The organism is Chroococcidiopsis sp. CCNUC1, assembly GCF_023546805.1.
GTDB classification, from domain to species: Bacteria; Cyanobacteriota; Cyanobacteriia; order Cyanobacteriales; family Chroococcidiopsidaceae; genus Chroococcidiopsis; species Chroococcidiopsis thermalis.
Genome location: NZ_CP097480.1, coordinates 3,678,571 through 3,698,385, shown reverse-complemented (window position 1 = coordinate 3,698,385; position 19,815 = coordinate 3,678,571). Strand labels below are relative to the sequence as shown.

Annotated in this window: 18 protein-coding genes; 14 read left to right on the top strand and 4 right to left on the bottom strand. The window is 45.0% G+C overall.

The annotated features are described in order from the left end of the window. Positions 1-51: 51 nt before the first annotated feature. Together M5J74_RS17205 and M5J74_RS17200 are read left to right on the top strand one after the other, a co-directional pair. The gene (locus M5J74_RS17205) at positions 52-744 is read left to right on the top strand and encodes a carbonic anhydrase (protein ID WP_250012589.1); all 693 of its coding nucleotides are present in this window, start codon (positions 52-54) and stop codon (positions 742-744) included. Between the two features lie 3 nt (positions 745-747). Further along, positions 748-1,758, top strand: a complete 1,011-nt coding sequence (locus tag M5J74_RS17200; RefSeq protein WP_015155302.1) for a bestrophin family protein — start codon at positions 748-750, stop codon at positions 1,756-1,758. A gap of 76 nt (positions 1,759-1,834) precedes the next feature. On the opposite strand, the gene M5J74_RS17195 is transcribed toward M5J74_RS17200, so the two are convergent. The 4 genes from M5J74_RS17195 to M5J74_RS17180 form a co-directional block, all read right to left on the bottom strand. Continuing rightward, positions 1,835-2,431: a GUN4 domain-containing protein gene (locus M5J74_RS17195; protein ID WP_250012588.1), complete on the bottom strand. Its 597-nt coding sequence runs from the start codon at positions 2,429-2,431 to the stop codon at positions 1,835-1,837. A gap of 66 nt (positions 2,432-2,497) precedes the next feature. Further along, positions 2,498-2,740, bottom strand: coding sequence for a hypothetical protein (locus M5J74_RS17190; RefSeq protein WP_015155300.1), 243 nt, complete (start codon positions 2,738-2,740; stop codon positions 2,498-2,500). Positions 2,741-2,901: 161 nt separating this feature from the next. Beyond that, positions 2,902-6,174: an efflux RND transporter permease subunit gene (locus tag M5J74_RS17185; RefSeq protein ID WP_250012587.1), complete on the bottom strand. Its 3,273-nt coding sequence runs from the start codon at positions 6,172-6,174 to the stop codon at positions 2,902-2,904. Between the two features lie 73 nt (positions 6,175-6,247). Next, on the bottom strand, positions 6,248-7,486 hold the full coding sequence (locus tag M5J74_RS17180) for an efflux RND transporter periplasmic adaptor subunit (RefSeq protein ID WP_106168126.1): 1,239 nt from the start codon (positions 7,484-7,486) through the stop codon (positions 6,248-6,250). Positions 7,487-8,239: 753 nt separating this feature from the next. Here M5J74_RS17180 and M5J74_RS17175 point away from each other — a divergent pair. From M5J74_RS17175 to M5J74_RS17125, 12 genes are all read left to right on the top strand, one after another. Continuing rightward, a complete protein-coding gene (locus M5J74_RS17175; protein ID WP_250012586.1) occupies positions 8,240-9,493 on the top strand; it encodes an NAD(P)/FAD-dependent oxidoreductase in 1,254 nt (417 codons plus the stop codon). A 248-nt stretch (positions 9,494-9,741) separates the two neighbouring features. Then, positions 9,742-11,247, top strand: a complete 1,506-nt coding sequence (locus M5J74_RS17170) for a GMC oxidoreductase (RefSeq protein WP_015155296.1) — start codon at positions 9,742-9,744, stop codon at positions 11,245-11,247. A 54-nt stretch (positions 11,248-11,301) separates the two neighbouring features. Beyond that, entirely contained in the window at positions 11,302-12,054 is a 753-nt protein-coding gene (locus M5J74_RS17165) for a type 1 glutamine amidotransferase domain-containing protein (protein WP_106170415.1), read from the top strand. A gap of 194 nt (positions 12,055-12,248) precedes the next feature. Then, positions 12,249-12,536: an SDR family NAD(P)-dependent oxidoreductase gene (locus M5J74_RS17160; RefSeq protein ID WP_250012585.1), complete on the top strand. Its 288-nt coding sequence runs from the start codon at positions 12,249-12,251 to the stop codon at positions 12,534-12,536. A gap of 72 nt (positions 12,537-12,608) precedes the next feature. Further along, positions 12,609-12,914 carry an antibiotic biosynthesis monooxygenase gene (locus M5J74_RS17155; RefSeq protein ID WP_015155293.1) on the top strand — a complete coding sequence of 102 codons (306 nt, stop codon included), beginning with the start codon at positions 12,609-12,611 and terminating at the stop codon, positions 12,912-12,914. Positions 12,915-13,106: 192 nt separating this feature from the next. Beyond that, a complete protein-coding gene (locus M5J74_RS32785; protein ID WP_256498145.1) occupies positions 13,107-13,241 on the top strand; it encodes a hypothetical protein in 135 nt (44 codons plus the stop codon). Positions 13,242-13,304: 63 nt separating this feature from the next. Then, the gene (locus M5J74_RS17150; RefSeq protein WP_015155292.1) at positions 13,305-14,057 is read left to right on the top strand and encodes an SDR family oxidoreductase; all 753 of its coding nucleotides are present in this window, start codon (positions 13,305-13,307) and stop codon (positions 14,055-14,057) included. 67 nt (positions 14,058-14,124) lie between these two features. Then, on the top strand, positions 14,125-16,515 hold the full coding sequence (locus M5J74_RS17145) for a xanthine dehydrogenase family protein molybdopterin-binding subunit (protein ID WP_015155291.1): 2,391 nt from the start codon (positions 14,125-14,127) through the stop codon (positions 16,513-16,515). Positions 16,516-16,622: 107 nt separating this feature from the next. After that, positions 16,623-17,540 carry a xanthine dehydrogenase family protein subunit M gene (locus M5J74_RS17140; protein ID WP_250012584.1) on the top strand — a complete coding sequence of 306 codons (918 nt, stop codon included), beginning with the start codon at positions 16,623-16,625 and terminating at the stop codon, positions 17,538-17,540. Between the two features lie 169 nt (positions 17,541-17,709). Further along, positions 17,710-18,741, top strand: a complete 1,032-nt coding sequence (locus M5J74_RS17135) for a glycosyltransferase family 2 protein (RefSeq protein WP_250012583.1) — start codon at positions 17,710-17,712, stop codon at positions 18,739-18,741. 227 nt (positions 18,742-18,968) lie between these two features. After that, positions 18,969-19,247 carry a hypothetical protein gene (locus M5J74_RS17130; protein WP_015155288.1) on the top strand — a complete coding sequence of 93 codons (279 nt, stop codon included), beginning with the start codon at positions 18,969-18,971 and terminating at the stop codon, positions 19,245-19,247. A gap of 65 nt (positions 19,248-19,312) precedes the next feature. Further along, positions 19,313-19,807, top strand: a complete 495-nt coding sequence (locus M5J74_RS17125) for a DUF1772 domain-containing protein (RefSeq protein ID WP_106166869.1) — start codon at positions 19,313-19,315, stop codon at positions 19,805-19,807. Positions 19,808-19,815: the final 8 nt, after the last annotated feature.

Below are 19,815 nucleotides of genomic sequence, written 5' to 3'. Positions count from 1 at the left end.
TATTTGTTTGCCCGCTCTCCTGTAGTTATCCATTTAGCGAGGTCTTAAGCAATGTCCATGCAAGATATGGTTAAAGGTGTAGAGAAGTTCCGAATCAATTACTTTTGCTCTCACCAAGAGATGTTTGGGCGGCTGGCTCAAGGTCAGGCTCCCCAGGTACTCTTTATTACTTGTTCTGACTCTCGAATCGATCCAAATCTAATTACTCAAACTCAACCAGGCGAACTGTTTGTCATTCGCAATGTTGGTAACATCATTCCACCTTTTGGTACTACAAATTTTACTGAAGCCGCAGCAATTGAATATGCAATTCAGGCTTTAGGAATAAAAGATATTATTATTTGCGGTCATTCTCACTGCGGCGCTATGAAGGGGTTGTTGCAGTTAGGCAGCCTCGCTCAAGAGATGCCTTTAGTTTACGAATGGTTACACCATTATGCAGCAGCCACTCGTCGCCTAGTTCAGGATAACTATCAAGAATATGAAGGCGAAGAACTTTTAAGTCTTACCGTTAAGGAAAACGTTTTGACGCAGATAGAAAACTTAGAGACTTACCCAGTCATTCGCTCTCGACTGCGATCGGGGCAACTCTTTCTTCATGCCTGGGTTTATGAGATTGAGAGTGGAAATGTTATTGCCTACAATGCCAACTTAGGTCAATTTGTCCCGATTAAAGACCCACTACCTGTACCTGACCCCATAGCTAGCGCACGCTCAGGTTTATCGGAGTTAATGGAGTTTTAAAATATGAGCTTTATCAAGCCTAGTAATGCTTTAGAGCAGTGCAAGCGTTTGCTCAATAAGGCAAGAAACACATTTAAAGGAAAGCATCACCTGTACACTGGTGAAACACTAAATTGGTTTCAAGTCATTTTACGGCTTGAAAGAACAGTTATTCCAGTCATTTTTCCTTGGGTACTTTTTTGTAGTGGATATGGTTTTTTCATATCATTAATTCACTATTTTGACACGGATATAGTATTTCCCGAAAAAAATGGTGTTATTACTAATGCCATTTTAAGTTTCAATGTGGGTCTAACTTTATTGTTAGTTTTTCGCACGAATACAGCTCACGATCGCTTTTGGGAAGCCCGCAAACTTTGGGGAAGGCTAGTTAATACGGTTCGGAACTTAGCTCAGGGAATTTACATAGTTATCAAAAATAGCTCGCCTCAAGAAAAAGTAGAAAAAGAGGCAATACTCAAGCTATTAGTTGCTTTTCCAATTGCCATGAAATTACATCTAAGAGCAGAGCCAGTGGACAAGCAATTAGCCTCATTGATGTCAAAAAATCAGTACTTTCAACTCAAAACCGTTCGTCATTCTCCACTACAGATTGCCTTTTGGCTCAGGGATTATCTACAACATCAGTATGAACGTAACTGTGTGAATATTTATCAATTAACTGCCTTACACGCTCTGTTAGATGAGTTGATCGACATTTTGGGAGGCTGCGAACGCATTTTGAAAACACCACTACCTTTAATCTATTCCATTAAATTTAGACTACTGGTATTAATCTATTGTTTGATATTACCGCTAGAATTAGTGAAAAACTTGACTTGGTGGACTGGGTTAATTATGGCTTTTGTCAGTTTCACTTTGTTAAGTATTGAGCAAATTGGCTCGGAGATAGAAGAACCTTTTGGTTACGATGCCAACGATCTACCCTTAGATGTAATTTGCAACACTATGCTACAAAATGTTGAAGAGTTAATTACAGTTGCTCCCAGCAGTAGTTGTTCTTGGCGAGTATAAGATTGCGAACAAGTTAACATTTAGTAATTCTCGATCGGCACGAAAACATAGCAATTTTAGCTATGCTGTTGCCGATCTAGAGATTGCATGTGAGCAGGCGATTGAAGAAATAGTTAGTCATTTTTGAACCAAAGGGCGAATTCCACCACCGCGAGGGATGACAACCTATCGGCGCAGCAAGAGTGTAATCGAGGCGATCGCATTTTTGCCATTTGCCATCTACGCGCCAACCTATGCGATCGCCGAAGCGCTCGATAACAGTATTATCCTGAGCAATAGTGGTATTAAGAGAACCGCCTACGTTTTGATAAATCTGCATCTGCACGCTGAAGCCAAAGCGACCCTTGCTATAAGTTGTCCAGAGGCTATCAATTACGTGCAGTTCGTTGCAGGGAAATTGCTTCACGTCTTCAGGAGTGATAGATTCAAGCTCTCGCTGCCCTGTTATTGCCAGGATGACCCGAATAGTTTCCCAGTCCGCTTCTTGTAAATTCCCTGCTGCTAATAAATCTCGTAGCTTTTTGTATTTGTGGATATCTGCAACTAGTCGCAAATTATCCTCTGACTGAGTAACTCGTTCGCTCAGGCAAGATAAAAGCTGGTTGAATTGCTGTAATTGCTCTTCCATCGCGGCTAAACGAGCAATAACTTCGGATTCATGTGTAGTAGACATTAGATTCCTAATTAAAGTACTTGTTTTGAGTTTCCGATCGGATAAACAAACGAGCAGCTACTTGTTTTATTGCTCTATTTCTCTATCCCTTGCAGTCTTCAACTCTCGAAGGCATTCTTGTCCAGCACCGACAAGGAATCCTAAACTAGCACCAATCAAAGCATATTTTTTATGCAAATTTTGGTAAGACTGGCTTTCGTATTGAAGTTGATTAAAGTTACGCTGACCAATTTTGGTAGCAGCTAAACTAATAACTACGCCGACAAGAGCGGTCATAATTCCTGACAAAATAATTAGTCTGACCTTCATAGTTGTCCTATAGAGTAAATTGGATTAGTGGTGTAAGAAAAAGGAATAGAACAGATAGAAAATGGTGACAGCAAACAAGATATGGTTAAGATAGTCGTTGAAATTCCATTTACGAAACATTACCGTTACCTCGGAATATTACCTTGACTAAATCGAATAGTTCATTCGTTTTGAGAAGAAGCTTGAAAATTGGGAAGAACCTGCTCCCTCTCGTCTTGAATCTGCGGTTGTTGAAATCCTGACTCGCCAGGTGTACCTGATTTACCTGATTTTAAGAAACGCTCTTCTAGTTTCTTGATCGTGACGTACAGAACTGGTACTAAAAACAAGCTTAAGATTGTCGAAATGAGGTAGCCACCAAAGAGCGCTGTCCCTAAAGACCAACGACTCATTGCTCCAGCTCCTTTAGCAATTACCAGGGGCCAGAAACCAACGAGACCAGCAAAGGCAGTCATCAGAATCGGTCGCAAGCGTTCTTTAGCAGCTCGAATTGCTGCCTGGGTAATATCCATACCTGTCTCTAACGACTGGTTGGCAAATTCTACAATCAGAATTGCGTTCTTACTCGCTAGACCAATCAACATCACCAAAGCTACCTGGGCATAGATATTATTGTTAACCGCTGGCCAAACTCCACCAGCTTGAAAAATATTTGCCCGTAAGACAACTGCACCAATAGCACCCAAGATCGCCAACGGTACTGTAATCATAATGATGGTGGGATCGACGTAGCTTTCATACTGAGCGGCTAGCACCAGAAAGACCATCACAAAAGCTAAACCAAAAATGATCGGTGCAGCACCCCCAGAGGATTTTTCTTGAAAAGCAGTTCCCGTCCAGGCGTAGCCAAATCCCGGTTGCAACACTTCTTGAGCGACCTCTTCCATCGCTTGTATGGCTTGTCCTGTACTGTAGCCTGGTGCTGCTGCGCCTTGGATTTTGATCGCAGGATAGGCGTTGTAATGGCTCACAATTGGCGGATAGTTCAATCTTGTCAAGTTTACGACATTGCTCAGTTGGACGAGGTTGTTATCTTGAGAGCGTACGTACAAACGACTTATATCCTCAGGATTAGAGCGCACCGTTCCTTCTGCTTGGGCATAAACTCGATACAGCCGCCCGCCAAGAACGTATTGGTTAATGTATCGTGCGCCTAAATATGTCTGTAAGGTATTGAAAATGTCGTTAATTTCGATGTTCTGTGCCTTGGCTTGGCTGCGATCGATAGAAATTTGCATCATTGGCGTACCGAAGGTAAATTGAGTAAACACTCCCGCCAATTCTGGTCGTTTCTGGGCTGCGGCGATCGCCTTTTGAGTATTGTCGATCAGCGCTTCCATAGGCAGGGCAGCTTTATTTTGGATGTATAACTCAAATCCACCTGTAGAACCTAGTCCATCCACTGGCGGTGCGTTGACTGCAATTGCCCGGGCTTCTGGAACTTTTGCCTGTAACCCCTGGTTAACCTTTTGCAGAACCCCAAAAACTGACTTATCTGCACCAGGACGCTCCTCCCAGTTTTTCAACTTGACAAATAGAAGTGTCTTATTACTAGCATTTCCTTCAAACCCATAGCCAGCAGTGCCAAATGCATGTTCGACTTCGGGTAACGGCAGCATCACTTCTTCAGTAATCCGCGTCAAGAGGTCGGCACTGTAGTTTAAAGAAACTCCTGCTGGAGCTTCGACAATCGCAAACAAATAGCCCTGATCCTCTTCAGGAATAAACCCTTGAGGAGTTGTCTGATAGATCCAACCCGTCGCGATCAATCCGGCAATAAAAACAGGAATGACAAGCAGCCGAATCCGAATCAGAAATTCTACTGTCTTGGTATATCCCGTTTTGAACCAGTCAAAAATTTGATTAAACCAACGAAACAACACTCCCAAAGGTCCGTGTACTTCCTCCTGCCTGCGCAGGAGAATAGCTGACATACTAGGAGAAAAGCTCAGGGCGTTAAAGGTAGAAATGGCGATCGAGAAAGCAATAACTAGCGCAAATTGCTTATAGACAATTCCTGTCGTACCAGGGAAGAAAGTCACGGGAATAAACACCGCCATGAGTACAACTGATGTCGCAACAACTGCCCCCGTCAGTTCCCCCATAGCATCTAGAGCTGCTTGCAGTGGTTTCATTCCTTGAGCTAACTTTGCAGATATTGCCTCCACCACCACAATGCCATCATCTACTACTAAACCAGTTGCTAAGATGATGCCAAACAAAGTCAGTTGATTGAGACTAAACCCTAATACAAACGCTAAAGCCATTGCCCCAACTAGCGAAACTGGGATGGCAATCGCAGGAACGATGGTAGTGCGCCAGTCTTGTAAAAAGATGAAGATGACTAAGAACACCAACGCGATCGCATCGATTAGAGTTTTGAAGGCTTCGTCGAGGGAAGCTGCCACGAATAAAGTATTATCTAAGGCAACTTCTGCTTTCAATCCAGGCGGAAAATTCTGTTCTAGCTCCGCCATTTTTTCTTTGACCAACTTAGCCGTGTTCCAGGCATTTGTACCGGGAAGTTGGTAGACTAAAAGACCGACTGCTGGCGCACCATCGAACATAGCATTGGTGCTGTAATCTTGCGCCCCTATTTCGGCTCGACCTACATCTTTAATTCTGATCAGCGTGCCGTCCGCACCGACTTTCACCACAGTGTTTTCAGCTTCTTCGGGAGTCGTGAATCGACCGGCTGCTCTCAGGGCAAATTCGTAACGCTGCTCGGAGGGAGTCGGCTGCTGACCAATTTTACCTGCTCCTACTTGAATATTCTGTTCTGAAATGGCATCGATCGCATCCTGAGCTGTCAATTGTCTAGCGGCAAGGGCATCGGGGTCAAGCCAGATCCGCATGGCATACTTCCGTTCTCCCAGAATTACGGCGTTCCCCACCCCCTCGATCCGCTTGATTTCATCGAGAATTTGGCGATCGACATAGTTACTCACGAAAACAGGATTGTATGTGAATCGATCGTTCTTATCCTTGTCGGAATAAAAGGCGTAAGCAATCGTAATCGTGGGAGATTGTTTTTGAGTGATGACACCAGTTCGGTTCACCTCTTCAGGTAACTCGGCTTGAGAAACGGCAACATTATTTTGGACAAGAACTTGAGCGGTGTTCCTGTCCATTTCCGTTGGGAAAGAGATGTTGATACTTGTATCACCATTATTCGTCGTTTGAGAGGACATATAGACGACCCGCTCTGTGCCATTGATTTGCCGCTCCAGAACGGTAGTAACGTTTTCTTCAGAGGTTTTGGCATCACTACCCAGATAGTTAGCAGTTACAGTCACCTGCTTTAGAGCCATTTCCGGCAGCTTATCCAAGGGAAGCAGGGGAATACAAATTCCGCCGATCAAGAGAATAAGTACAGTGCAAACCGTAGTTAAGATCGGTCTTTTGATGAAGGTGTTAGCAATACTCAACAGCATAGTCCAGGAGTTCCTATTAATTGTTGGGACAGTGGAAGTGTTGGGACAGTAGAACAGAGCTATTGCTTAGAATTTAGGATTCAGACGCTATCGGCTGAACGGGGGCGTTATCTCTTAAGTTCAAAATTTCCGTGATAGCAATCTTTTCTCCTGGCTTCACTCCATTGAGTACCTGGTAATTCTGACCTTTGATGTTTCCCAACTGTACGGGCTTTTGCCGCACGACTGTTTTGCTCCCTTGTTGCTCAACGCTATAAACAAAGCTTTGGTCGCCGATCGTAAATACGGCATCCGTAGGGATTAACACTCCCGGGCTTTGGTTCCAAATCGCTATTGCTTTGACAAATTCCCCATCACGTAAATTACCATTACGATTAGAAAAGCGAGCCTTAGCTAAGATTGCTTGATCCCCAGTGTTGACTTGAGGGTTAATAAAAGAAATACTGCCTGTGGCTATGCGCTTATTTGTGTTGGGATCGATCAATTCTACAGGCAACCCTAATTTTAGTTGAGATGAGTGTTTGATCGGAACCGAGAGCCGTAGGTCTACGGAGTCGTTCTGGGTGATGTTGGTCAGAGTTTGACCAATATTAACGTAGTCTCCCACTTTGACAGGAAAATCTCCAACTACGCCTGCGATCGGTGCTAGCACTTGTTTGTACTGAAGAGAAACATTAACAGCATTTGCTTCTGCCTGAGCCTGCTTAATTTCAGTCTTCATCTGATTAGAGCTGGATTTGGCAGCTTCTACATCTTCTTCAGCAGCGTGGAGGGCTGCAATGGCTGTATTCAAATCTCTATGCGCAATATCTAATTGCTGCCTAGCTTGTACTCCTTCGTTGACTAGTCGCTCGGCTCGCTGATACTGTATCTTCTGAAGTTCTACTTCCGATGCAGCTTTAATTTTGTTAGCTTCTGCTGCTTTTAGTTGCGCTAATGCAGTGATGCTAACTGCTCTAGCAGAGTTGACCTTAGCAGTAGCACTGGCATATTCGGCTTGAGTGCGATCGGAGCGGAGCTGTACAATTGGCGTTCCCTTGTCAACTCGATCTCCATTGGAGACGTGAATTTTGACAATCCGACCCTCAATCTCTGGTTGTAGGACAACTCTCTTGACAGCTTCTAACGTTCCGACAAATTCAGAATTATCTTGAACTAAACTAGATTTGAGTGTTTGCAACTTGACAGGAATAGCAGCAGGGGATTTGCTTGCTGTAGCAGGAAGCGTACTCGATTTGCAGCCACTAGTGAAGGTGGAAGCTAGAAGGGCTACACCTAGTAGTTTTACTGTTAGTAAAGCGTTGTATTTCATTTTAATTTTCCATTAGTATGCTTTTACTTTTTTTACTTTGACTTGATATCTTTTGCTAAATATTAAGTGGAAATAAAGTCGTAGCTTTTTTTCTAATGTAAATAAGAATTAAAAAAGATTAAGTAATAAAAAGTTTTTCTGTTTCAAGCAGATGAAAAAAGAATTTGAGCAATGAGGAGATCGCACTGATAGTATTGAGCCTCGTGTTTGACGGTCGATGTATACTCGCCCATTCTAAGAGTGAGGCTGCAAGGTCACTAGGGTTAATATTTCTGAGTAAGTTTGTTTTTTTTTGCTCAGTACAGAGCAAAAGCTGAAAAAATTTAGTGAATAAAGGGTTTCACAAGTATTACCAGATTGTTTTGGCAATTGTTTAAGTAGTATTTCAACCAACAAATTGTTTGCCAAGCAGCTCTTAACAAATTCAATTGACGATCGCAGGCGATCGCTATAAATATTAATGACAAAATAAATGACAAAATACAGACTTATCGGCTTTAAAAGCTTCGGCTTAAGTTTGTTATAGTAGCTCGATTTGTCATACTTCTTTTGTACAAAGAATACAGACTTGCTCCGAAAGAGCAACCCTTGCGATCGGACTTGGTAATTCTTACTATCTTAGTTAATCATAAGAGCGAAATTGCCACTCCTAATTCTAAGATCTACGGACCGATCGACTGCTTAGTTTTTACTTCGTCCGCTACCGCTCAGCTTCTCGATTTCATCCCAATCTGGTACATCTTTGGAGGTCAAATGAGCCAATCAACGCTGCGAACTGCGATCGTGGGTAGTGGTTTTACTGGATTGTTTACTGCCCTTTACCTGAGTCATCTAGGCTATAAGGGTCAAATAATTTTGATCGATCGCTCCGAGCGTTTTGTTTTTAAGCCCTTGCTATTTGAATTTCTCAACGGGCAGATGGATGCAAACCAGGTTTGGCCCCAATACGAGGAACTACTTCAAGGAAGTGGCGTGACGTTCGTGCAAGACACCGTTGAACAGATTGACTTAGCCGGACGCAAGATCGAACTGGCTTCTGGCTTGCATTATACCTACACTCATCTCGTGCTTGCTGTAGGAAGCACAGTGGGATACTTCGGAACTCCAGGAGCTGAAGCATACTCTTTCCCATTTCGCAGCGGGCTGGATGTCCTCGCCCTACGTCAGCATTTACGCCAATCTCTACAACGCGCTAGCCAAATTGAAGATTCCCAGTTACGCCAGAAATTACTGACAATTGCTGTCATCGGTGCAGGTCCAACGGGTGTCGAACTGGCAAATACACTGGCGGATTTGTTGCCTAACTGGTATGCCACGTTGGGAGGCAATCCTCACGAGATCCGGCTAGTGTTGATGAATCGCAGTCAAAATATTCTCTCTGGTGATGTGAATGCTTGTTTGCGCGAGACTGCTTATGCTGCTCTACAAAAGCATGTCGTTCCAGTTGAACTATTGACTGGAGCTGCTGTCACTGCTCTAGATTCAGGCAAGGTGGAGTATACTCGCGACGACCAACCTGCCGTGCTTGAAGCTGAAACGATGATTTGGACGGCAGGTACAGCCATCAATCCGCTAGTCAAAAAACTCCCGATTCCCGACGAGCAGCGCGACAAGCAAGGTCGTCCCTTCGTCACGCCAGCCCTTAACCTAGTCGGCTATCCAGAAGTTTTTGCTGGAGGCGACTGCGTGACATTGCTCAAGCCTGAGCCAGCTCTGGCACAGGTTGCCTATCAACAGGCGAAGGCGATCGCCCGTAACCTAGTTGCTGTTTCAGCAGGTGAGAAACCCAAGGCTAGTCGCATATTCTTGCGCGGAACGTTGATGAAACTGGGTACGCAAGAGGCTGCTGCCGAAATATTTAACAAGCACGAAGTTAAAGGTAGGATAGGTCATGCAATCCGTCAACTAACATACCTGGAGATGCTGCCTACACCAGTCCACAATTTAAAAGTCACTACTGAATGGCTCAGCGAAGAAGTGTTTCATCACGCTAAAAATTTGGTTTGATTCCACAGAAATTGTAATGAAACTCAGAAACATTCTGCGATAACTTGCGATCGCAATGACAATTAACTACTTGAGTGTAAAGAATGCGCCCTTGCTGCAAAAATTCAACTCTTGTTATCGTATTTTGTGAGGTCTAAACTTTGAAATATTGAGACCAAGGAAATTCACTTAGAACGAAAAAAATAAGAGCAACATTATTGATGCGAGATATATACACAACAGCTCATAAATTGTGATGTGGAGGTTTTATGGTTCATAAACTACATAAAAATGATGAGTCTGTAGAAGCTCTTGTTATCGGTAGTGGTTTTGGTGGAGCCGTTGCAGCTTTACGCTTGGGACAAGCAGGCATCAATACAGTAGTGCTAGAACGAGGTCGTCGTTGGCAAATTACGCCTGCCCAAAATACTTTTGCTACTCCCCATAATCCTGATGGTCGAGCCGCTTGGCTTAGTCCAGCAACTATATTCGGACAGCCAATCGACGTACATACAGGTGTGATGGAAACCTTAGTTGAAGATGGAATTATTGTTTTAAATGGTGCTGGAGTTGGCGGCGGGTCATTAGTTTACAACAGTATTATTTATCAACCCATTCCTGAGTTATTCCAGAAGGTTTTTCCTGGTTCGATTAGTTATGATGAAATGGATACAGTTTATTACCCTCGCGTCCATTCAATTTTACAGCCTTCGCCAATTCCTCCAGATATTTTAAATACTATTTACTATGATACGACGCGGCTATTTATTCAACATGCTACTCAAGCAGGATTCCGCAATCATCTACTAGAATTAGCCGTTGATTGGAATATAGTCCGGGAAGAAATTAACGGAACAAAAGTACAGTCTACTATTGTCGGAGACCATTGGTGGGGTATCAATAGCGGCGCTAAAAAAAGCTTGGATCGCAATTACTTATCCCAAGCAGAAAAAACTGGTTTCGTAGAAATACTTCCTCTACATGTAGCAGTAGAGATTGCTGAAACCCCTGAAGCTGGTTACCGGGTTTCATGTCATCAAATAAATGAATCAGGAGAGGTTGTCGAACAAAAATCTTTTCGCTGTCGCTATTTGTTTTTAGCAGCTGGGTCTATGGGAACTTCTAAACTTTTGGTCAAAGCTAAAGCAACAGGCTCATTACCTAGACTAAATGACTACGTTGGTAAATTTTGGAGTTCTAATGGCGATACCATTGCTACTCGTTCAAATTTACCACCTGTATCTGGTAAAGGAGGACCCGCAGGTGCAGTGTTAGAAAACTTCGATGACCTCGATCGCCCGATAGTACTGATAAATCTTGAAAATTGGGCTAGTCCTGAAGGAACGCAACAGTGTCTTGGTTTAGGTCTACCCTCACAAAGTGGAACCTTCACTTATGATGCGTCTACAGATTCTGTCAAGTTACACTATCCCCGAGAAACTCAACTCATGGTAGATACAGAAAAAACCTACAAAACTCTTGACAGTAAAAATGCCATTTCTACCAAAACACCCATGACGGAAATGAAATTTTATACTCCCACAACCACAAACCGACCCGCTCCTGAAACTGATGTCGTTATCACTGCCCATCCACTGGGAGGAGCAGTTCTAGGAAAAGCGTGCGATGACTACGGGCAAGTATCTGGTTATCGAGGACTTTATGTCGTCGATGGTGCGCTGATTCCTGGCTCTACAGGATGTACAAATCCTGCATACACGATCGCCGCTTTAGCAGAACGCTGTATGGATCGAATCATCGCAGATATTCACTAAACTGTTTGCTGCACTTATTGACAACTGTAAATACCAAGGAGTGTATTTCATACCATGAAGATTCTCATACTAATGACCAACTCAGCTACTCTCACCCTATCAACTGGAGAGAAACATGCTTCGGGATTTTGGGCTGAGGAGTTTGTCCTCCCTTATCAGATCTTTAAACAAGAGGGATATGAAGTTGATGTAGCAACTATAGGTGGTCTTACGCCAAGCGTGGATAAAACCAGCATCGATCCGAACTTCATGCCATACGTCAGACCAGTAGGATCGCAGGTCAATGACTCCGAGCAAGCCAGAGAGTTTATCAAGTTTATTGAGGAATCATCCGATCTCAAAAAACCCCTGAATTTGGATGACTTTACCAAAGCACAAGTCGCTGCCTACGATGGTATTTTCCTGAGTGGAGGTCATGGTGCGATGCAGGATATGCCGAAATCAGATGCGATGACACAACTCTTCCGTTGGGCGATCGAGTTGGACAAGCCAATAGCAGCTGTTTGCCACGGAGGAAGCGGAATTTTAGCGCTGAGAACCCCCGAAGGTCGCTGGCCGTTTGAGGGCTACCGCATGACCTGCTTCTCCCACGAAGAAGAACTAGTGACACCAATAGCAGGGATGCTACCCTTCATACTACAGTTTGAGATAGAGCGGTTGGGTGGTATTTACGAGAAAGCCAATGTTATCTGGGGTTCGCACGTAGTAGAAGACCGCAACCTTGTCACGGGACAGAATCCTTATTCCTCTGATGCGGTAGCTAAAGCCTTTGCTAAGAAATTAAACAAAGTTAAAGTTCCAGCCTAGAAGTTGGCACACCTGAAAATAATCGGGATTGGGGGTAAAAGAGTTTGGCAAGTGCGATCGCGAGGACATCTGTATAGGCAGTATAGTTACTTGCCAAAATTCCCCAAATTAAATTAAAGTTGCATTTTTTAGGAGGAGCAGTCTTTAATGTAAGACAGTCAAACGACAAACAATACTTTTTGTGAGTCAAGTTTATGGATTTACAGCTACGTGACAAGCGGGCGCTGATTACCGGTAGTAGTAGCGGTATTGGTGAGGGCATTGCGAAGGTGCTGGCTGGGGAAGGCGCGATCGTTGTCATACACGGTCGAAAGGAAGAACAGGCGAATCGAGTAGCTCAGGTTTGGTACAACCAAGTCGGTCGTTTGGCACGAGTTGAAGACATCGCAAATCTTGTTGCTTATGTAGCAAGCCCCCTTGCAGATTTCATCAACAGTGCGAACCTCCGAGTGGACGGTGGGGGTACAAGTACTGTCAATTGAGTTAATAACTTACATTTCTAACGCGCTACGCTCTTTTTCGTACAAGTTGAATCCATCTATGGAGAAAGCCTCATGGTAATTGAAATCATTAGGTACAACATTCCTGCCGGTCAAGAAAGTGCTTTTGAATCTGCTTACGAACAGGCGCAGCAATATTTAGCAGAATCTCCTAACTGTCTGGGCTATCAGCTGGCTCATTGTGTAGAGGAACCAAATCGTTACATTCTTCGTATTGATTGGGATTCCATTGAAGGTCATATGCAGGGTTTTCGGAATAGTCCGTATTTCCCAAAGTTTTTTCAATTGGTATCTCCTTACATTAAGTCAGTTGATGAAATGCAGCATTACAAACAGACACCTATTTTCCTGAAAAAATAGAGGTCTCAGGAGTTACGCACTTGAAGTTTCCGATCTCGACGATCCCTCCTAACCTCCCTTAAAAAGGGAGGCATAAAGCCCCGGAGTTTGCAGGGGTTGGGGGATCGACTGCGGATCTCCTGTAGCTTTTTAAGAGGAGATCCGCACAGTTACTGCTAGAGTTAGCAGTGGCGCTGGATCTCCACAATCTTAGTGCCTTTTTTTAAAAAACCTAGTTTTATCCATATAGGCTTCCTCCGTGCTAAACCCCATGTGGTGACTCGGGGCGATCGCGCGTTGAGTTCGATGTCTCAGCTTACACCAGAAGATACGACATCGACTCCCTAACCCAATCGCAAGAATCATTAGAGCTGAATGCAGCAATTTAACTGACAAGAAGGAGCAAAAAGCATGACAGATCGATTGTCTGGAAAAGTCGCGCTTGTTACTGGGGCTTCATCAGGTATTGGTCAGGCAACAGCACTTGCGTTTGCACGCGCTGGAGCGAAAGTCGTGGCTGCCAGCCGTCGCGATGCCGAGGGACAGGAGACCGTGCGTCGCATACAAGAGGCAGGAGGTGAAGCCCTTTTCATCAAAACTGATGTGTCAAAGGCTTCTGAAGTAGAGGCGCTGGTTAACAAAACTATGGATACTTACGGTCGTTTAGACTGCGCTTGCAACAGCGCTGGTGTTATCTCGGCATCCAGTCTACTCACCGATGTGTCAGAAGATGAATGGGATCGTCATATCAACGTAAACCTCAAAGGAACGTGGCTTTGTCTCAAGTACGAAATTCCAGCGATGCTCAAACAGAAGAGTGGCGCGATTGTGAACTTGGCTTCTGCTGCAAGTATTGTTGCTTTTGCGGGCTATGCCGCTTACGCTGCGACTAAAGGCGGAATCCTTGCTTTAACGCGATCGGCAGCGATAGAGTATGCCAAATCTGGTATCCGTATCAATGTCGTGAGTCCCGGTTCCATCAATACCGATATGTTGAATAGTGCCACTGAAGACATAGTTTCTCAACTTGCAGCAGCGCATCCCGTAGGACGTGTTGGCGAACCAGAGGAGGTAGCGGAAGCTGTGGTGTGGTTGTGTTCAAAAGCAGCTTCCTTCGTCACCGGACATAATATGCTGATCGATGGGGGATATAGCGTCCAGTAAGGTGAGCGAGATAGAAGCAAGCGCGATCTCGGCAACAAATTAAGTACGATCGTCAAAGAGGAGCAGCATGGCTAACAAAATCTTAGGGACATCAGTTAAGCGACGCGAAGATCCAGAACTTTTGCGAGGGGAAGCCAAGTTTACAGCCGACATCACGCTGCCTAATATGCTACACATGGCAATTTTGCACAGCGATCGCGGTCATGCACTGATCCAAAGTATAGATACCAGTGCCGCAGAGCGAATGCCTGGAGTTGTACGGGTGATTACTGGAGCTGATACTAGTTCCATTCTGCCCCTACCGTGCATCATGAATCCTGGTGGCGCAGAATCTCGTTTTCCCTCCTACCCCTACGGACTACCCGGAGCCCAAACTGTTCTGGCTACAGATAGGGTTCGTTACATTGGCGAATTTGTGGCAGTGGTGGTAGCCTTAACCCGTCAGCAAGCCTATGATGCCCTACCAGCGATCGCGGTGAAATACGAGCCGCTGTCGGCGGTCGTTAATGCAGAAGAAGCACTTCAGCCCGATGCACCTCAACTACACGACACAGTACCCAACAATCTCAACCAGTACATCTCTCACGGGAATAAACAGGCGACGGAGCAGGCGATCGCCAACGCTGAGGTGGTTGTCAAGCAAAGAATTCGCTACCAACGAGCGATCCATAACCCCGTAGAACTCCGCGCTTCCATCGGCGATTACAACCCTGAGACTGAGGAGTACACCCTGTGGACGAATACCCAAATTCCTCATGGTAACCGCTTTCTGCTCTCTCAACTCGTGATGGGTATTCCCTACAACAAGCTGCGTGTCATCGCTCCCCATATTGGCGGTGGATTTGGTTCTAAGGGTTATCTTTACCCAGATACGGCTCTTGTACTTTTTTTATCTAAGGAGCTAGGTCAGCCTGTCAAGTGGGTTGACACGCGCCGAGGCTTAGCCCGCTCTACAGTGCAAGCTCGCGATCAAATCCAGTACGTAACTATAGCTGGGACGACAGACGGTCAGATTACTGCCCTTCATTGCACTAACTACGCTAATTTAGGAGCTTACCCAGCTACGAATGGTCCAGGCGCTCCCGCGATCCTCACAGGTTGCAGCATTACGGGAGTCTATGCGATCGCGCATCCCTTCTATGAAGTCTACTGTACGTTCACGAACCTCGTTCCCAATGGTCCGGCTCGGGGTGCTGGTCGTGCTGAGGCAATATTCCTCATCGAGCGTATGGTCGATCTCTTCGCACAGCGTATTGGTATAGATCCTGCTGAAGTACGCCGTAAAAATATGGTTGCTGCCGATCGGTTTCCCTATAAAAACGGTCTGGGCTGGACTTATGACTCTGGCAACTATGAGGTAGCGCTCGATAAAGCTCTGGCGACGATCGATTACAACAACGTCGCACAACGGAAGGCGGAAGCTAGAACGCGCGGCAAACGTCTCGGAGTTGGAATTGGTTCATATGTAGCGATCGCAGGTGTTGGTCCCTGTCCCCTAATGGCTAGAGATATAGGTTTGAATGGGAGTACCTGGGGAAGCGCGCATATCCGCGTTCACCCAACGGGTGATATCACTCTTATTACTGGCGCACAACCTCACGGTCAGGGACAGGTGACATCTTTTTCTCAGATTATCGCTGAGGAGCTTGGTGTTGACTTGGAGCAAATTGAAGTGCTGCACTCCGATACTAAGGGTACTATCTATGCACAAGGAAGCTATGGTTCGCGCTCCTTCAGCGTGGAAGGAGCGACAGTGTACAAAGCTACCCAAAAGATCGACGAGAAAGCACGTCAAATGGCAGCCCACATCTTCAAAGTGGCAGAGTCAGAGGTGGTAGCCGATCGAGGTAAATTTTATGTTAAAGGTGCGCCCGAGCAGTTCAAAACTTTAAAGGAGATTGCGCTGGCGCTTTGGTACGCTTGGGATTTACCAGCGGGTATGGAGCCTGGTTTGGAAGCGATCGCCTACTTCGATCCGCCAGATTTTAATTATCCTTTCGGCACTCACATTGCCTTAGTCGAAATTGACGAACAAACTGGTCAGGTTGAAGTCGTTCGTTATGTAGCGGTAGATGACTTCGGGAATGTGGGAAACCCGATGATTGTAGATGGTCAAACACACGGTAATATCCATTTTGGGATCAGTCAAGCCCTGTTTGAGGAGGCTGTATACGATCGCGACGGACGAATTCTGACGGACGAATTTACGACATACGCGATCGCTAAAGCTTCGCAGTTACCAAAGTTTGAACTCGATCGCACTGTCACACCTACTCCTCATAACCCGCTGGGAGCAAAGGGAGCAGGTGATGTCAGCATTACGGCTGTACCTCCGGCGATCGTCAACGCTGTTTGTAACGCTCTTTCCGACTTGGGGGTCACTCACATCGATATGCCTGTAACGCCGGAAAAAGTTTGGCGGGTGATGCGTGAAACTCCCAGGAATAATGACTCTTGAGTAGGGCGATCGCGAGATCGTTAGTTGTGGGTTACGGACAGAATGCTCCTCTACTCCCACTTGATTTTTTCTACTAACGCAGAACAACTGATAATGGATAAAGTCACATGATTCCAGTTCAATTTGACTACGCTGCACCTGAAACTCTGGAAGCTGCGGTAAATCTGCTAAAAGAGAACGAAGGAACAGAGATTCTTGCCGGGGGTCACAGCTTACTGAGAGAAATGAAGCTAGGTCGAGTTTCCCCCTTACTACTAGTAGATTTAGGGAAAATTCAAGGTTTGCAAGGGATTGGACTCAATCGCGATCCGAACGGTGTCGTCCAAATTGGTGTCATGACTACCTATGCCCAAACCGCTAATGCTCTCAAGGTCAAGGAAAACTATCGCGCTCTGGCTGAAGCAGCGTTGAGCATTGGAGATGCTCAGATCCGCAATTGGGGCAGAATCGGTGACATCTTTGCCTATCATGACTTAGCCTGCGATCTACCTGCCGCTGCTTTGGTTCTAGAAGCAACGTTCAACACGATTAGTCCAAGCAGTCATCGTGCGATTCCGGCTGAAGAGTTCATCAACGCCTCTTTCAATATGGGGCTGGAGCCTGGTGAAATCGTCACTTCGATCGATCTGCCACCCTATGTTACCGGAACTAATAGTGCCTACGAAAAGTTCCAGCACCCAGCCAGTGGCTATACCATTTGTGGCATTGCGACCTTGATTAGGCGATCGTCCAGCGGTATTGTGAGTAAATGCCGTGTGGCTGTTACTGGCGCTCATGCTCGTGCTATCCGTCTGCGTCAGGTCGAGGCAGCACTGGAGGGCAAAGCACCGACAACAAAAAACATTGCGGCTGCGGCTAATCTGGCGACAGAAAGCGTGTCTATCAGCCAGGAAGCTAGCAAAGAACTGAATAGCCTTTCTAACAACTACGTCTCGGCAGAGTATCGCACTCACCTCATGGGTGTGCTTACTGCTCGATCGCTCACTCGCGCTACCGAACGTGTCGAGATTCGCAGTTATATTTGATTTGCAACCGGGAAATGCGATCGCAGTCTTTTCACTATTACTTTATCATCTCTAAACCCATTTGCATCTGTAAGCAGAGAAACTAAAGTAGCTGTAGGAAAATGTCTATAAACTAGTGCCTGCAACTTATGTGCTGGGAATACATTGATATCATTATGTTTAGGAGGTAATGTTGGAAACGAAATTCAGTAGTTTTGTACCAAATCCGTTAGTTAGTATTCTTATTAATAACTATAATTACGGTCAGTTTTTAGGAGAGGCGATTGACAGCGCCCTTAACCAAACTTATTCTAACGTTGAGGTAATTGTAGTTGATGATGGTTCTACTGATAATTCTCCTAATGTAATTTCTGGATACGGCGATCGAATTATTTCAATTTTCAAAGAAAATGGCGGACAAGCTTCTGCTTTTAATGTAGGATTTCTTGCTAGCAAAGGTGAAATTATTTGCATTTTAGACTCCGATGATGCTTTTGACCGAACGAAGGTAGAAAAAATTCTAGAAATTTTTCAACTAAATTCAGATATTGGTTGGTGTTATCACCCTCTCAAGTTGCTTGATTACAGTAAAAATACGGTTATAAGAAGCGATCCTGATGGCATTTCTAGCCACAAAGTAGACTTTAGACAACAGGTACGGCAAGGAAAATTACCATATTTTGTTCCTGCAACATCAGGACTTTGTTTTCAACGATCGCTGCTTCAACAACTCTTACCAATGCCAGTTGCTCAAAAGATCTCCTTAGGAGATCATTACATCAAATTTACAGCTTTAGCATTGTCGTCTGGATACTTTCTAAATGAGGACTTAGCTATTCAGAAGGTGCATGAGAATAATGCTTTTACCTTAGATTTTTTTCATGGTAATAAGAAACAAGTTGAAGCCAGAATTTTAACTTTAACTGCTTACTGGATGCGAAATAAATTTCCAGTTACGATCGATTTTGCCAATAAGATTTTTGGCATTGGTCTGGGTATATATTGGCAAACAGGTGGCATTGAGCCAGGGTATAAGTCCTCGATCGAGGAATACTTGTCTAATACTTCCGTAATAGAAAAGATTGAAATCTACTTGCGGGCATATTATCATGCAAATCCACTCTTTCTAAGCATTCGACGTTTTCGGTTGCTCCGCGATCTGCAACGAGTCAAAATAATCGCAGATGCAGAAGAACATTCGACTGCTACCACACCCATCTAACATTGTGGGAGTTCTGAAATAAACATTTCCTACGCTAATGAAGCAATTATCTTAGATGATCGACGAGTGAAGCGATCGCTCGTTGTATCACTTCATTCAACAAACCAGAGATTTTTGACTATTTAGATTCTTTGAGTATTTTTCTCGAAAACACTAATCTTTTGGTGGATGAGCGGTGAGCCAGTGCCTACAGTACACTTCATTAATCATACCTACATTTCACCGATATGGAAGACACTTTGTTCAACCGTACTTTTCGGGACAGCCAGGGCGAGATTGTTATTGCTCAAAAGCCCAATCTGCCGATTCTGGTCTGGCTAGCAGCAACTTTACTCAATTTGATTCCCACGACTGGCAACATCCACACAGGGCTAGACGCACTCGCCTTTGGCTCCTTGTTCACTTGGGCGTGGCTGGAACTGTTCCAAGGTGTTAACTACTTCCGGCGGGCGTTAGGATTGATCGTGCTAATAGGCGCGATCGCCTCTAGACTTTCCTGGTCGTAACGGGTTCACCATGCCAAAACTGTAATACTTACATCGATCGCCTTCATGCTCGCATTCCGCCATTCATGTTGAGAATTGACTTGTTGTTTGCATTGAAGCTGTTCGCAGCACTCGGTTCTGGACTGGTAGCAGGAGTTTTCTTCGCCTTCTCGACTTTCGTAATGCTTGCTCTGGCTCGAATTCCGTCTGCACAGGGAATTGCTGCCATGCAATCCATCAACATTACGGTCATCAATCTGTGGTTTATGACCGCATTCCTCGGAACAGGTGCAGTTTGCATATTTCTGGCTATTGCTGCGTTATTCAATTGGCATCAAACTGGTGCTGCCTACCTGCTTGTTGGTAGTCTGCTCTACCTTGTCGGCACTTTTCTAGTTACGATCGCCTTCAACGTACCGTTGAACGATGCACTAGCGATCGTTAAACCAGACAGTTCTGAAGGTGCAAATCTATGGAATAAATACCTGAGCGATTGGACGCTTTGGAACCACATTCGGACGATCGCGGCACTGGCAGCAGCAGCATTATTTACGCTCGCGCTGTGCGATCGCACAATGTAATATCGGGC

What these genes read in the sequence shown, in the direction of transcription:
- M5J74_RS17165 (WP_106170415.1), top strand. Translation starts at nt 11,302, where the DNA reads ATGAAGATTCTCATACTAATGACCAACTCAGCTACTCTCACCCTATCA.
- M5J74_RS17135 (WP_250012583.1), top strand. Translation starts at nt 17,710, where the DNA reads ATGTTGGAAACGAAATTCAGTAGTTTTGTACCAAATCCGTTAGTTAGT.
- M5J74_RS17145 (WP_015155291.1), top strand. Translation starts at nt 14,125, where the DNA reads ATGGCTAACAAAATCTTAGGGACATCAGTTAAGCGACGCGAAGATCCA.
- M5J74_RS17125 (WP_106166869.1), top strand. Translation starts at nt 19,313, where the DNA reads ATGTTGAGAATTGACTTGTTGTTTGCATTGAAGCTGTTCGCAGCACTC.
- M5J74_RS17150 (WP_015155292.1), top strand. Translation starts at nt 13,305, where the DNA reads ATGACAGATCGATTGTCTGGAAAAGTCGCGCTTGTTACTGGGGCTTCA.
- M5J74_RS17170 (WP_015155296.1), top strand. Translation starts at nt 9,742, where the DNA reads ATGGTTCATAAACTACATAAAAATGATGAGTCTGTAGAAGCTCTTGTT.
- M5J74_RS17160 (WP_250012585.1), top strand. Translation starts at nt 12,249, where the DNA reads ATGGATTTACAGCTACGTGACAAGCGGGCGCTGATTACCGGTAGTAGT.
- M5J74_RS17195 (WP_250012588.1), bottom strand. Translation starts at nt 2,431, where the DNA reads ATGTCTACTACACATGAATCCGAAGTTATTGCTCGTTTAGCCGCGATG.
- M5J74_RS17175 (WP_250012586.1), top strand. Translation starts at nt 8,240, where the DNA reads ATGAGCCAATCAACGCTGCGAACTGCGATCGTGGGTAGTGGTTTTACT.
- M5J74_RS17180 (WP_106168126.1), bottom strand. Translation starts at nt 7,486, where the DNA reads ATGAAATACAACGCTTTACTAACAGTAAAACTACTAGGTGTAGCCCTT.
- M5J74_RS17200 (WP_015155302.1), top strand. Translation starts at nt 748, where the DNA reads ATGAGCTTTATCAAGCCTAGTAATGCTTTAGAGCAGTGCAAGCGTTTG.
- M5J74_RS17205 (WP_250012589.1), top strand. Translation starts at nt 52, where the DNA reads ATGTCCATGCAAGATATGGTTAAAGGTGTAGAGAAGTTCCGAATCAAT.
- M5J74_RS17140 (WP_250012584.1), top strand. Translation starts at nt 16,623, where the DNA reads ATGATTCCAGTTCAATTTGACTACGCTGCACCTGAAACTCTGGAAGCT.
- M5J74_RS17155 (WP_015155293.1), top strand. Translation starts at nt 12,609, where the DNA reads ATGGTAATTGAAATCATTAGGTACAACATTCCTGCCGGTCAAGAAAGT.
- M5J74_RS17185 (WP_250012587.1), bottom strand. Translation starts at nt 6,174, where the DNA reads ATGCTGTTGAGTATTGCTAACACCTTCATCAAAAGACCGATCTTAACT.
- M5J74_RS17130 (WP_015155288.1), top strand. Translation starts at nt 18,969, where the DNA reads ATGGAAGACACTTTGTTCAACCGTACTTTTCGGGACAGCCAGGGCGAG.
- M5J74_RS17190 (WP_015155300.1), bottom strand. Translation starts at nt 2,740, where the DNA reads ATGAAGGTCAGACTAATTATTTTGTCAGGAATTATGACCGCTCTTGTC.